The organism is Qipengyuania sp. ASV99 (assembly GCF_047872805.1).
Taxonomy (GTDB): Bacteria; Pseudomonadota; Alphaproteobacteria; order Sphingomonadales; family Sphingomonadaceae; genus Erythrobacter.
The window spans coordinates 699,177-713,324 of the sequence record NZ_JBLQUK010000001.1; the positions used below are offsets into that span (position 1 = coordinate 699,177).

Genomic DNA, 14,148 nt, shown 5'->3' on the forward strand with positions numbered 1-14,148 from the left:
TCAGTCCTCTTCGTCAAAACGAATATCGACCGGCTGGCCGGTTGCAATACTCTGCTGCGCCGCCGCGCCCATCACGACAGAGCGATAACCGTCGCGCGCATCGACCTGCGCGCGCGTTCCGTTCACCAGCGCGCGGTGAAAATGACTGAGCTGAAAATAGCTCGCGCCGTGATGGCTGCCTGCGTCCAGCGCATCCTGCGGGGTGGCGACGGGTTCAATCACCGCACCCGATCGATCGCGCGGAGACCAGATAATCTCGGCGGCGGGCAATTTGACCTCCAGCTTGCCAAGCGGGCCGACGGCGCTGATTTCCTCTTGCTGCTGCGATCCTTCGGCGAACATGCACAGATCGAGCACCGCGCGCGCTCCCCCGGCAAAATCGACCAGCACGAATGCGTTGTCGATGATGTCGGGGACTTCGCCGCCGTAAAGCTCATCAAGGTGGTTTACGTCCTGCGCCCCGCTGGCGAATATGCGCACCGGCTCATCGCGCAGAATGTGCCGCATCAGATCAAAGAAATGGCAGCATTTCTCCACCAGAGTGCCGCCGGTGTTGCGGTTGAAGCGGTTCCAGTCACCGACCTTCACCAGGAAGGGGAAACGGTGTTCGCGGATCGCCAGCATCTTGATGTCGCCCGCTTCGCGCGCATGAACGCGCTCGGCAAAGCGCGTGACGGGCGGCATGTAGCGATATTCCAGTCCAACCCAGAACAGGCCGGGATAGACGCTCGCCGCCTCTGCCAATGCGCGTGCATCGGCAGGTTCTGTGCACATTGGCTTTTCCAGCAGCACCGCACAGCCAGTCTCCATCACCGGCTGGACCACATCAAAATGGGTGAAATTGGGCGAAGCGACAATCACCGCATCGGGCTTTGCTGCGGCCAGCATCGCGGCGCTGTCATCGAACAGGCGGACACTCTGGTTTAGGATTTCGGCCTGTTGCTGCGCGGCCTTCAATGATCCGGCATCGGGATCGCAGATGGCAATCAGCTCCGCACCGGGAACCAGCGCGAGATTGCGCATATGTTCGCGGCCCATCATGCCGCAGCCGATGATCGCATAGGTGCGTCGTTCGTTCATGAAACCAGCGCCGTAATCGAAACGCCTGCGGGGTCAATCACTTCGCCGGATAGATCGAAACGGACCGGCTGGGCAGAATAGTTGAAGGCGAACAGATGGGTGGCGGTGCGTCGGATACGCAGGCCTTTGGGTAGAGGAATAAGGTCAATGCCTGCTTCGCCTGCCATACATTTTAACAGCCGGTCGAGCAGGGCGCGATCGGGCCAGCCCGCGCAATAGCGGAGATTGTGATTGCGATAGACCACTCCGCGTCCGTCCAGCAGTGCGACCTCGGGGACGAGATCGCTGGCGACCTGTTCGATCCATCGCGCAATGGCGAAACCGTCCCCATTCTCGGCCACGCCATCGCGCAGGCTTTCGACCCGTTCGACCGTGATCGGTAAAATCTGGCGCAATGCGCCGGGCGCGAGGCCTTCGGGAATGCTGAACGTGTGGGTCTTGCTGCCCGAACGTGGGCCGATCAGCACCGGGCAATCCAGTTCCGCGAGGTGCTCGACGAAGTCGGCGCGCATGATCGGCAAGCTTGGAACGAATATCGCCCGGTAGCCGACAAGGTGTTGGCTTTCAGGGACGATATCGACGTTGAGCCCCTGCCGCCGAAGCGCCGAATACCATTCATAGACCAGCTCGAGGTAGCGGAAACTTTGCCCCTGCGGCTGGATACCGCAGACCCACGCCGCCTCGTAGGAAAATACCAGCGCGACCGACGCCTGTTCGGTCGCTTGTTCGCCAATCTGGGCCATCGTTGCTGTGGCAGCGCGCACCTCGTCGGCGGCCTCGGCCTCGCTGCTGTCAGGGCACAGGAGCCCCGCATGCATCTGCTCCTGCGCAAACGGAGCTTGACGCCAGCGAAAATAGCTCGTGAACTCTGCCCCGTGCGCCATAGCCTCCAGCGTCCACAGCGCCACCATACCCGGTAGAGGAGCAGGGTTGAACCGCGCCCAGTTCACCGGCCCCGGCTGCTGTTCCATCACCCCCCAGCGTCCGTTGGAGCAGCCACGGTAAAGGTCGTGGTGAAACGCGGCGATATCAGGATGGCCCTGCCGCAGATAGTCGCGCTTTTCCTCATCGGAAAACCAGAACTGTTCGAGGAAGCCCAGCGGATAGCTGTCCCATGTCACCACATCGAGATCGCGCCCGACATCGTGGTGGTTGAACTCGGTAAAGAAACCCATGAAATTGTGGGTGATCGGGCGTCCCGCTGAATGCGCGCGCAATATCTCGACCTGATCGCGGTTGAAGCTTGCGACTTCGTCCGATGCGAAACGCCGGTAATCGAGCCAATGTGCGGGGTTCGCCTCGGTGACGGTAAGATTTGGCGGATCGACCTCCGCGAACGATCGGTATTCCATCGACCAGAACACATTGCCCCACGCGGTGTTGAGCGCCGCAACATCGCCATATCGCACGGCGCACCATTCGCGGAACCGCGCGGCGGCTGCTTCGGAGAAGCTCAGCACCGTGTCGTGACAGCCGTATTCATTGTCGGTCTGCCACATCACGATTGCCGGATGCTCGCCATAGCGCTCGGCCAGAGCGGTTACGATCCGGCGGCACTCCTTGCGATAGCCTTCGTGGCTGAAACAATAATGTCGCCGCGATCCAAACCCGCGCGGGCGGCCATCGGCGCCCACAGCGATCATGTCGGGCATGCGGTCGACCAGCCATTTGGGCGGAGTTGCCGTGGGCGTGCCGAGAATCACCTGCAGCCCCGCTGCCGCTAGCGTCTCAATCGCGCGGTCGAGCCAGGCCCAATCATAGCGCCCCGGTTCAGGTTCGATCCGGCTCCACGCAAATTCCCCGATCCGCACCAGCGACAGGCCCATTTCGGCCATCTGGCGGGCGTCTTCGGCCCATATTTCCTCAGGCCAATGTTCAGGGTAGTAACAACAGCCGAGTTTCACTCTATGGGCCTTTCGATCTATCGCTACGGTTCCTACCCGTGCAAGGACGGCAGAGCCAGCACGCGCAGGCTGAGCAAGGCATTTACACATATAAAAATATCTTTATATGCTTTGTCGATGGTGATCGACACGATCTTCAAAGCATTGGCCGACCCGACGCGGCTGCGCACTATGCGGCTGCTTTCTGCAATGGAGCTGGCGGTCGGTGAATTGGCACAGGTGCTGGGCCAAAGCCAGCCGCGCGTCTCGCGCCATGTCGGCATATTGTGCGACGCAGGCCTTGCCGAAAGGCGGCGTGAAGGCAGCTGGGTGTTCCTGCGCGCGGCAAGCGGCAGCGGAACTGCGGCTCCCATTCTTGATGCGCTCGATCAATTGCTGGCGACAGCCGAGCGAGAAAGCCCGGATTTTGCCGGGATCTGCGCAGATGACCGTCGCAAGCTGGCCGCAATCCGCAAGGCGAGGGAAACCAATGCCGAGGAATATTTTGCTCGCCACGCGGGTGAATGGGACGATCTGCGCGCGCTCCACACACCCGATGTGCAGGTCGAGGAACACCTTGCGCGGGCGCTGAGCGAAGCGCCGCTGGGCCATGTTCTCGACATCGGGACCGGCACGGGCCGGATGGCCGAATTGTTCGCAGGTGATGCGGACCGGATTGTGGCGCTGGACAAGAACCTCGAAATGCTGCGCGTTGCGCGGGCGAAATTGCAACATCTGCCAACCGCGCAGATAGAGCTGGTGCAGGGCGATTTTTCCGATCTCCCGTTTGCCGATGCGATATTCGACACCGTGCTGCTGCATCAGGTGCTCCATTTCGCGCAAGACCCCGCTGTTCCGCTGGGTGAGGCTGCTCGCGTCTTGCGCGGCGGAGGGCGGATCGCAGTGATCGACTTTGCCGCGCATGATCATGAAGAATTGCGCGACCGCCATCAGCACGCCCGGCTGGGTTTTTCCGAGGTGCAGATGCGCGAATTGCTGCTGGCCAGCGGATTCGAACCGGGAACGACAATTGCGCTGGCGGGCGGGGAATTGGTTGTGAACATTTGGATCGCCGCTCGAATGCCTGTCGCGACGCCGTCTAATGCCGCCAAGATATCCGTCACCAAAGCTGTCAAAGAAACGATCTCATGACCCCGACGCTCGACCAGCTGCACGAACATCGCACCGCGATCGACACCCCGCTTTTCTCCGGATTGCCGGGCGATGTAGCGGTCAGTTTTGAATTCTTCCCGCCCAAAAGCGAAAAGATGGAAGAGCAATTGTGGGACGCGGTGCAGCAATTGAAACCGCTTGGCCCCAGCTTCGTCTCAGTCACCTATGGCGCTGGCGGTTCGACCCGCGAGCGCACCCATGCGACCGTTGCGCGGATCATCGCCGAAGCTTCGCTCCCCGCCGCCGCGCATCTCACCTGTGTCGGCGCTTCCAAGGCGGAAATCCGCGAAGTCGCCGAACAATACTGGGAAGCGGGCGTGCGCCACATCGTTGCGCTGCGCGGCGATGCTGGCGAACCCGGCGCACCTTTCGTGCCGCATCCGCAAGGCTATGCCAGCGCTGCCGAACTGGTACGCGGGCTGAAAGAGATCGCCGATTTCGAGATTTCTGTCGCTGCCTATCCCGAAACCCACCCCGACGCCGTTTGTCCGCAGTCCGATATCGACAATCTCAAACGAAAATTGGACGCGGGTGCGACGCGGGCGATCAGCCAGTTCTTCTTCTCCCCCGACACCTTTTTCCGATTCCGCGACGAGCTGGCAAAGAGTGGGATCGAACAGCCGGTGCTGCCCGGTATCCTGCCGGTCACCAATGTCGCACAGGCCCGCAAGTTTGCCGGCGCTTGCGGTGCGCAGATCCCGCAATGGATGGACGGCCTGTTCGAAGGCCTCGATGCCAAGCCAGCCGCGCGTCAGCTGGTAGCCGCAACCGTCGCTGCGGAACTGTGCCGCCGGCTGTATGCCGGCGGTGTGCGCGATCTGCATTTCTACACGCTCAACCGGCCTGAACTGGCCTATGCGATCTGTCATATGCTGGGCAAGCGGCCCGTTGGAGAACCCGCATGAACGCGCGCGAGGCTTTGAACGCGGCAGCAAGCGACCGCGTCCTGATCTTTGACGGGGCTTTCGGAACGCAGATCCAGAACCGCAAGTTGACGGAAGCGGACTATGCCGGGGATTTGGGTCTGCCCGCCGATCAAAAGGGCAATAATGATATACTTGCGCTGACCCGCCCGGATGTGATCAAGGACATCACTCGTGCCTATCTTGACGCCGGGTCAGACGTCATTTCGACCAACACCTTTTCTGCCAATAGCATCAGTCAGGCCGATTACGCGGCGGAGGATAAGGTCGCCGCGATCAATATTGCCAGCGGCAGGATCGCCCGCGCGCTGGCCGATGAATATGCGGCGCGGGACGGCAGGCCCCGCTTTGTCGCAGGCGCCATCGGCCCCACCAACAAGACGCTCTCGCTAAGCCCCGATGTCGAAGATCCCGGTTTCCGTGAGATCAGTTTCGATGAACTGGTCGCGGTTTACAAGGAACAGGCCGCTGCCTTGATCGAGGGCGGGGTGGATTTCATCCTGATCGAAACCGTTTTCGACACGCTCAACGCCAAAGCCGGGGTGATGGCGGTAAAGCAGCTCGAAACCGATCTGGGGCGGGAGGTTCCGGTGATGATCTCGATGACGCTCACCGATCTTTCGGGCCGCAATCTTTCGGGCCATACGGTAGAGGCGTTCTGGTACGCACTGCGCCACGCAAAGCCGGTAACGATTGGCCTCAATTGCAGCTTTGGCGCGGATCAATTGCGCCCACATGTGCAGGTGCTATCTGCCATCGCTGATACGCTGTTGATGGTCTATCCCAACGCTGGCCTGCCCAACGAACTGGGCGAGTATGATGAATTGCCCGGCACCACCGCTGGTCTGGTTCAGCAATGGGCCGCGAACGGACACGCTAATATTCTGGGCGGATGCTGCGGTTCATCGCCCGAACATATCAAGGCAATTGCCGATGCGGTGGCGGGCTTCAAACCGCGCGCCGTGCCAAGACCCGATGCAGCCATGCGGCTTGCAGGGCTTGAGGCATTTGTTGCCGCGTGAATCTCCCTCCCCTGCGAGCGGGCAATAGAAATTGAGACAATGACCCAGCCAACCGCTTCCTCTTCTGCGCGCTTTATCAACATCGGCGAACGCACCAATGTCACCGGCTCTGCCGCGTTCAAGAAACTCATCATGGCAGGCGATTATGCCGCCGCGGTCGAGGTCGCGCGAAACCAGGTCGAAAACGGCGCGCAAATCATCGACGTCAATATGGACGAAGGTCTGCTCGATGCCGAGTATGCCATGACGACCTTTCTCAAACTGATCGCGGCCGAACCTGACATTGCCCGCGTTCCGGTGATGGTCGACAGTTCCAAATGGAGCGTGATCGAGGCCGGGTTGAAATGCGTTTCGGGCAAACCGATCGTCAATTCGATCAGCATGAAAGAAGGCGAGGCTCAGTTCCTTGAACACGCGCGGCTGTGCATGGCTTACGGCGCGGCGGTGGTGGTCATGGCGTTTGACGAGGTCGGCCAAGCCGACACGAAAGAGCGCAAGATCGCTATCTGCAAGCGCGCTTATGATCTGTTGGTGGCCGAAGGATTTCCGGCTGAAGACATCATCTTTGACCCCAACATATTCGCCGTCGCCACCGGGATTGAAGAACACGACCGCTACGGTTTGGACTTCATCGAAGCGGTGCGCGAGATCAAGGCGCAGTGCCCCCACGCCAAGACGAGCGGCGGGCTCTCCAACCTCTCCTTCAGCTTTCGCGGCAATGAAACCGTGCGCCGCGCGATGCATTCGGTGTTCCTGTATCACGCGATCCCTGCCGGGCTCGACATGGCGATTGTCAACGCCGGGCAGTTGGACGTTTACGATCAGATTGACCCTACTCTGCGCGAGGCTTGCGAGGATGTGATCCTGATGCGGCCTCTGCCAGCGGACAGCGCTTTCGATTCCGCGACCGAGCGGCTGATAGACCTTGCCGAAAGTTATAAGGGCAAGAGCGTTGCCGACGAAAGGGCAGCCGAGGAATGGCGCGGCTGGAACGTCACAAGGCGGCTTGAACATGCGTTGGTAAAGGGCATCGACGCGCATGTCGTCGCTGACACCGAAGAAGCGCGCGCCGCGCTGGCAGCATCAGGCGGACGGCCCATCGAAGTTATCGAAGGCCCGTTGATGGACGGGATGAATGTTGTCGGTGACCTGTTCGGCAGCGGCAAGATGTTCCTGCCGCAAGTGGTCAAGTCGGCGCGGGTGATGAAAAAGGCGGTCGCCCATCTCATCCCCTTTATCGAGGCTGAAAAAGACCTGCTGCCCGAGGCCGAGCGCCGGTCCAAGGGCAAGATCATCATGGCCACGGTCAAGGGCGATGTTCACGATATCGGCAAGAACATTGTCGGCGTGGTGCTGCAATGCAATGGCTATGACGTGATCGACCTTGGCGTGATGGTGCCGTGGTCCGCGATCCTTGCCGCGGCCAATGATAAGAAGGCGGACATGATCGGACTATCGGGACTGATCACTCCCAGCCTTGATGAAATGGTGACAGTGGCAGAGGAAATGAAACGCGCCGGGATGACTATGCCGCTGCTGATCGGCGGAGCAACCACCAGCAAGGTCCACACCGCGCTCCGCATTGACCCGGCCTACGATGGTCCGGTGATCCATGTGCTCGACGCCAGCCGTGCGGTCGGGGTTGCCTCCAAACTGTTGTCAGACACTCAGCGCGACGGATTCGTCGATGAGGTCGCCAATGAATACACCCATGTCCGCGATGCGCGCGCGGGCAAGGCGGAAAAACAGTTGATGACGATCGAGGAAGCGCGGGCGAATTATTACGATGCCTACCTTTCAGACAAGCCCGCACCGCCCTTGCAACCCGGGGTGCATGTGTTCGATGATTGGTCTCTGGCGGATCTGCGCGACTATATCGACTGGACCCCGTTTTTCCGGGCTTGGGAATTGCACGGCAATTACCCGGCGATCCTAGATGATGAAGTGGTGGGCGAAAGCGCGCGCAGCCTGAAAGCGGATGCCGATGCGATGCTCGACCGGATTATCGACGAGCAATGGCTGACCGCGCGCGGCGTATGCGGGCTGTGGCCCTGCGCACGCGATGGGGACGATGTGACAATCCACCGGGTTGCCCGCGAAGAGCATGTGCGGCTGCCGTTCCTGCGCCAACAGATAAAGAAAAGCCGCGCGGTAAAGGACGGGGGTCGTGCCAATATGTGCCTTGCCGATTTCATCGACCCCAATGGCGACTGGATCGGCGGGTTTGCGGTCGGCATTCACGGGATCGATGCACATTCGGCGCGGTTTCAGGCGGACAAGGACGATTATTCCGACATTCTATTGAAAGCGCTGGCCGACCGCTTTGCCGAAGCCTTTGCCGAAGCGCTGCACAAGCATGTTCGGACCGATCTTTGGGGCTATGCGCCGGGTGAGCAATTGACCAATCAGGCGCTGATCAAGGAAGAATACCGCGGCATCCGCCCGGCACCCGGTTATCCGGCTTGCCCGGACCATTCGCTCAAACCGATCCTGTTCGATCTGCTGGATGCGGAGGCGAACACTGGCCTGAGCCTGACGGAAAGCTTTGCCATGTGGCCGACATCGGCGGTAAGCGGATTTTACTTCGGACATCCGGAATCGCAATATTTCGGCGTGGCAAAGATCGGCCGAGACCAGCTCGAAGATTATGCCGCGCGCAGAGGTGTCGATATGGCGGTCGCCGAACGCTGGCTGCGTCCCAATCTCTGATCGTTACAGAATCGACGATCAACTCGGCCAAAATTCGTAACCATACCTAGATTGACATTAACCATTTTTAGCGGCGGGTGGCTTCAGATTTCTTACGCTTGCGAACCTTGCTGAGCCCTGCCTGACGCCACGAAATGCCCGGAATTGCTGGCCAAACATTCTCAACGTGTTATTAAGTTTTCCGAATCGCTTGCCGATTCCGTTAGGGTGAAAAGTTAATTCACTGAGTTTGGTTAGGGCTGCCTGAGAAGGCAGGGGGGATTAGGAATGACACGCTATCTAGCGTTTGCGGTGGCACTAGGATGCGGATTGGCCGCCAATCCGGTGCTTGCGCAGGATTTGGTGCACGAACCGATTAGCCCGACTTTTGGCGGGAACCCGTTTAATTCCAATCATATTCTGGGCATCGCCAATGCTCAGAACAAAACCACCGATCCCGATGCCGCGGACCGCAACAGCCAATCGAGCATTTTCGCTCGTCAGCTTGAATCGCGCCTGCTTTCGGCGCTTTCTTCGCAAATTGTCGATGCGATCTTTGGTGACAACCCTCAGGAACAGGGAACGATCACGTTTGGCGGTCAGACGATCGAGTTCTTCCGTTCGCTTGATGAAGTCACCTTGATTATCCGCGATGACAACACCGGCGAAGAAACCCGGATCGTTATCCCGCTCTTCATCGAGGTGAATTGATGCGGGCTTTCGCTAAGATCGGAATGATTGCCGCGCTGTCGCTCGGGCTGGGTGGCTGCATGAGCGTCGGTCAGAGCGGGCGCGATACATTGCCCGAACAGACCAGCCTCGCTTATTTTCCCAAGCAGACGCAGACTCAGGGCTTGCTGCATCAATTGCCCCCGCCGCAGCGGCAGGTGGCGATTGCGGTCTATGGTTTCACTGACCAGACGGGCCAGTTCCGTCCGTCCAGTACCGGCCAGACATTGTCGCGCGCGGTGACGCAAGGGGCGGGATCGATCCTGGCCAAGGCGTTGCAGGATGCGGGCAACCGGCAATGGTTTACCGTGGTCGAGCGTGAGCGGCTAGATAACCTCCTTAAAGAACGCCAGATCATTGGCGAAATGCGGCGGCGCTATCTGGGTGAAGAGGATGTCGACCCCAACGCATTGCCCGCATTGTTGTTCGCAGGTGTGCTGCTGGAAGGCGGGATTGTCGGCTATGACAGCAACACGGTCACGGGCGGTGCTGGCGCCGCGTTTCTCGGCATTGGCGCGCGCACCGAATATCGTCAGGACACGGTGACTGTATATCTGCGCGCTGTCTCGGTTCGCACGGGCGAGGTGCTTACCAATGTTCAGGCGTCCAAGACCATCGCCAGTCAGGCCATTGGTGCCAGCGCCTATCGGTTCGTGGCGTTCCGCGAATTGCTCGAAGCCGAATGGGGCATCACCTCGAACGAACCCGATCAGGTCGCCTTGCAGCAGGCCATCGAAAAGGCGGTTTACGGCCTCGTGCTCGAAGGGGTTGATCTGGGCCTGTGGCGCTTTGCCGATATGCAGGCGACCGAGGCTTTGATGTCAACTTACCGGGCAGAACGAGACGGAATTTACGAAGCGCGCGACGTGCAAGAGGCTGTTCGCCGTGCTGGTTCATTGACGGCACTGACTGTGGTCGAAAGTGAGAGCGGCGAAGACGAAGGGTCTTAGCCGACAAGAGTTTCAAGAGGGTGTGCGCCGAATAATCATAACACGGGCACACATCGCGGGTCGCAAATAGAAGCACGCAGCGGAGCCACAACTCCAAAGCGTGTTAAGAAGACGGCGATTACCTCATCGCCCGGATGCCTTTTTGGCACCCGGTTCGCCCTGTGGTTATCGCCTGTAAGAGCAGGTGAGGCAATATGTATGACTGCGTATCAATGGCTGCTTCGGCACCGGCTCGTCTGGGTGGGTGCGTCAGCAGTGATGCGCGTTTGACTTTCCGCGCTGCCGCCATTCGCAGATCTTCAGAATTTTCCGCCCGACACAAAGACGAGGCGAAAAGCCTTGCATGTCGCAATTCCAATCAACTGAACTGAACCCCAAGCAAGAGGAACTCACTCCATGAAAAAGATCATCCTTACCGGCGTATCTTTCGTCGCATTGGCCGCCGTAGGGCCTGCTTTTGCGCAGAGCACTTCGGACATCACGCAGACCGGCAATGCCAACATCGCCGACGTCACGCAGACCGGTTCCAACGTCAGCACGATTGAGCAGGACGGCGACGGAAACAATGCCGATGTCGAACAGGCCAATGACGACAACACCTCCGACATTTTGCAATCGGGCAGCGGTTCCAACACCGCAATCGTGCTTCAGGAAGGGTCGGGCAGCGATCTGCTGGACCCCAATGTCGGCTCGTTCGCCTTTATCCAACAGATCGGCACCAGCGATGGCAGCACCGCCACGATCAATCAGCTAGTCGATACTGTCGATAGCAGCGGCGAGATCATCCAGAGCGACGCGCTTGCTTCAACTGCGACGATCAACCAAAACGGCGGCATCGGTAACGGCGCCGGCATTTCGCAGGGCGATACAAGCGTTGCAACGCTGACCACGGGTGTCGTTGTCGGTACTGACGGGTCGACCGCCACGATCGATCAGGAAGGCGATGACAACACTGCTGTTGTCATTCAGGGCGGCCCAACGCAGGATACCCAAGTTGTTCAGGCTGGCTCGGGCAACCTTGCTGAAGTCGAACAGGGCACCGTTTCGGGTTCTGACAGCACTGCTACTGTTGAGCAATTTGGTAACACTGGCATCGCTCAGGTGTCGCAGAACAGCACAAACAACGTGGCGGACGTTGTTCAGTTCGCCGGAACGGGCAATTCCAGCATTATCAGCCAGGGACTTTTTGCTGGCGGCGATGACAACTTTGCTCAGGTCGGTCAGGCGGGTGTCGGCAACGAAAGCACGATCACCCAGAGCGCGCTGGTCGCGGGTTCGCTTAACGTTGCGATCGTCCTGCAAGATGGCGATGGCAACATCAGCACCGTGACGCAGGAAGGGTCAAGCAACATGGCCGACATTGCGCAGTTTGATGGCAGCACTTCGACCGTCACGCAGACCGGCGACAACAACATCGCCAACATCACGCAGGGCATCGACCCCAACCTTTAAACCGACCGCAGGCCGGGCGAGCATGATGTTCGCCCGGCACCAATTCAAAGGGGCGCAAGACCCCGAAAGACAATCCGAATGAGTCGCACGACATATCATTCACGGAGAATTTAAAATGAAAAAGACAATCCTAACAGGCGCATCGATCCTCGCGCTGTCGGTGGCCGCACCGGCCTTCGCTCAGAACGTTTCGACCGTTGATCAAACCGGCAGCGGCCTAGCAACCGATGTCGACCAGACCGGCTCTGGCAACGATTCCGAGATCATTCAGGACGGCACCGGCATTGCTGTCGATGTCACCCAGAACGGCAATGGCAACCTCTCGGGCGTTGAGCAGACCGATGACGGCGTCGACATCGGCGATCCTTCTGCGATTGTGAACCAGCAGGGCAATTTGAACATTTCCAATCTGGTGCAAGAATCCATCGGGGATTCGGCCGGTCTGGTGACTGCTGACGTTTCGCAGAATTTCGACGGCAATGAATCTGGCATTATCCAGAGTGCTGGAGGCGCAACGACGGGCGACCTCGACGCCGACGTCGTGCAGAGCAATGGCGCAACCTCGCTAATCCAACAGTCCACCTCGGCAGCAGGCGCGGTTACCGCCATGGTGACTCAGGACGGGCTCAGCGAATCGACCGTTACTCAGTCCATGAACGGTACCAATGTCGCCCCTGGAGCGCTGACCGCAACGGTGGATCAGACTGGCGACGATCACGTTTCGGTTGTTACGCAGAATTATACGAACACTTCGACCCGTGCCCAGACTGCCGATATTGACCAGACTGGATTCAGCAATGATTCTCTCGTCGAATTCATCGCAGGCGGCGATGTTGGCGGCACCGCGACTGTCAATCAGTCGGGCGACAACAACGATTCTGACGTAACGTTTTTCAACGGCAACGGCGCCAATGGAAACGTGACTGTGCTTCAGTCCGGCGATGATGGAACATCCATTGTCGAGTTGCGTTCGCGCAGCCTGAACGTAACCCTTGATCAGCGCGGTGAGCGGAACGATTCCTCGATCATCCTCGATGGCGGTTTCTCGAACGTGGTGAGTGTTGAACAGCGCGGCACGGATAACGACTCATTCGTCAATCAGGGCCCGGCCAATGGCGGCGTCCGTCAGGATGTGACCGTTTTCCAGAACGGTTCGTTCAACACCTCGACCGTCAATCAGGAAGGCGTCGCCGATGCTGATGTTGATATCAATCAGGCCGGTGACAACAATGAGTCCACCGTCACCCAAGACAGCAACGCCAATCTGGGCGGCAACCTGATCGACGCTTCGGTGTTCCAGCGCGGCAATGACAACATCGCCATGATTTCGCAGACCGGTGAAGATGACAACCTTGCCACCATCTCTCAGCGCGGCGTGAACAGTGTTGGCCTCACCAGCACCGCTTCAATCACCCAATCGGGCACTGCCCGTGCTGATACGGCGACCATTACCCAGTCGGCGACGGTTGACGATTCGGTCGCAACCATCACCCAGACGGGCGACGGTGTCGCAGGCGGCGCTGATACTCTTAATGTTGCAGACATCACGCAGACCGGCGGGGCTGGCAACACCTCGCTGATCGAGCAGGGCGACAGCCTTCTCTTCGGTGCTCTGTCGTCGACCAACAACGATGCGGAAAGCATCCAGAACGGTTCTGACTTTGAATCGACGATCACGCAGGGCGGCGACAGTCAGATCGCTTTCGTCCGGCAGATCGGTGAAGGCTACCAAAGCATCATTGCGCAGGGAAGCGAAGGAACCGCAAGCAGCGGCAACGAAGCAAACGTTGTGCAGAATGCCGTTGGTGTCGACGGAGCCTCAAGCGTCTTCCAAGACAGCATCGGCAACTTTGCGATGGTTCGCCAGTTGGGCGGCGAGAACGTGAGCGATATCGATCAAGGTTTCGTTGACGGAGCTGCCTTGGGCGGTGACGACAACGATGCCGATGTCCGTCAGAATGGCACTGGCAACACCAGCACTGTTCTCCAGAACTTTGAACTGGCTGGCGGTCTGAACAATGCTCTGGTGCGTCAGATTGGCGACGACAACACCAGCCTTATTGTTCAGGATGGCACGTCGAACACGGCCGATGTCCGCCAGTTTGATGGAAGCGGTTCGACGGTTGATCAGACCGGTAATATGAACATGGCAATGGTCCGTCAGGGCAACCCATAAACACCACTGAGTGAATAATGGCCGGGCGGGCGTAATGCTCGCCCGGCGTATTCATCTGCGGGTCACGGTAAG

The 14,148-nt window shown here is 59.2% G+C and carries 10 protein-coding genes; 8 read left to right on the plus strand and 2 right to left on the minus strand.

Annotated features, from left to right (window positions below; all coding sequences use genetic code 11):
* On the minus strand, positions 1–1,080 hold the full coding sequence (locus ACM64M_RS03545) for a Gfo/Idh/MocA family protein (protein ID WP_416227248.1): 1,080 nt from the start codon (positions 1,078–1,080) through the stop codon (positions 1–3).
* Positions 1,077–2,984, minus strand: a complete 1,908-nt coding sequence (locus tag ACM64M_RS03550; RefSeq protein WP_416227249.1) for a beta-galactosidase — start codon at positions 2,982–2,984, stop codon at positions 1,077–1,079. The genes ACM64M_RS03545 and ACM64M_RS03550 overlap by 4 nt, the downstream gene beginning before the upstream one ends.
* Positions 2,985–3,101: 117 nt before the next feature.
* Here ACM64M_RS03550 and ACM64M_RS03555 point away from each other — a divergent pair, with 117 nt between their 5' ends.
* From ACM64M_RS03555 to ACM64M_RS03590, 8 genes are all read left to right on the plus strand, one after another.
* A complete protein-coding gene (locus ACM64M_RS03555) occupies positions 3,102–4,115 on the plus strand; it encodes an ArsR/SmtB family transcription factor (protein ID WP_416227250.1) in 1,014 nt (337 codons plus the stop codon).
* Positions 4,112–5,041 carry a methylenetetrahydrofolate reductase [NAD(P)H] gene (gene metF / locus ACM64M_RS03560; protein ID WP_416227251.1) on the plus strand — a complete coding sequence of 310 codons (930 nt, stop codon included), beginning with the start codon at positions 4,112–4,114 and terminating at the stop codon, positions 5,039–5,041. Before ACM64M_RS03555 ends, metF begins: the two co-directional genes overlap by 4 nt.
* On the plus strand, positions 5,038–6,081 hold the full coding sequence (locus ACM64M_RS03565) for a homocysteine S-methyltransferase family protein (RefSeq protein ID WP_416227252.1): 1,044 nt from the start codon (positions 5,038–5,040) through the stop codon (positions 6,079–6,081). The genes metF and ACM64M_RS03565 overlap by 4 nt, the downstream gene beginning before the upstream one ends.
* Before the next feature lie 39 nt (positions 6,082–6,120).
* On the plus strand, positions 6,121–8,790 hold the full coding sequence (metH, locus tag ACM64M_RS03570; RefSeq protein ID WP_416227253.1) for a methionine synthase: 2,670 nt from the start codon (positions 6,121–6,123) through the stop codon (positions 8,788–8,790).
* A 267-nt stretch (positions 8,791–9,057) separates the two neighbouring features.
* The gene (locus ACM64M_RS03575) at positions 9,058–9,480 is read left to right on the plus strand and encodes a curli assembly protein CsgF (protein ID WP_416227254.1); all 423 of its coding nucleotides are present in this window, start codon (positions 9,058–9,060) and stop codon (positions 9,478–9,480) included.
* A complete protein-coding gene (locus ACM64M_RS03580) occupies positions 9,480–10,448 on the plus strand; it encodes a CsgG/HfaB family protein (protein ID WP_416227255.1) in 969 nt (322 codons plus the stop codon). Before ACM64M_RS03575 ends, ACM64M_RS03580 begins: the two co-directional genes overlap by 1 nt.
* Positions 10,449–10,844: 396 nt before the next feature.
* Positions 10,845–11,900: a hypothetical protein gene (locus ACM64M_RS03585; protein ID WP_416227256.1), complete on the plus strand. Its 1,056-nt coding sequence runs from the start codon at positions 10,845–10,847 to the stop codon at positions 11,898–11,900.
* A 115-nt stretch (positions 11,901–12,015) separates the two neighbouring features.
* Positions 12,016–14,076, plus strand: coding sequence for a beta strand repeat-containing protein (locus ACM64M_RS03590; RefSeq protein WP_416227257.1), 2,061 nt, complete (start codon positions 12,016–12,018; stop codon positions 14,074–14,076).
* Positions 14,077–14,148 lie beyond the last annotated feature (72 nt).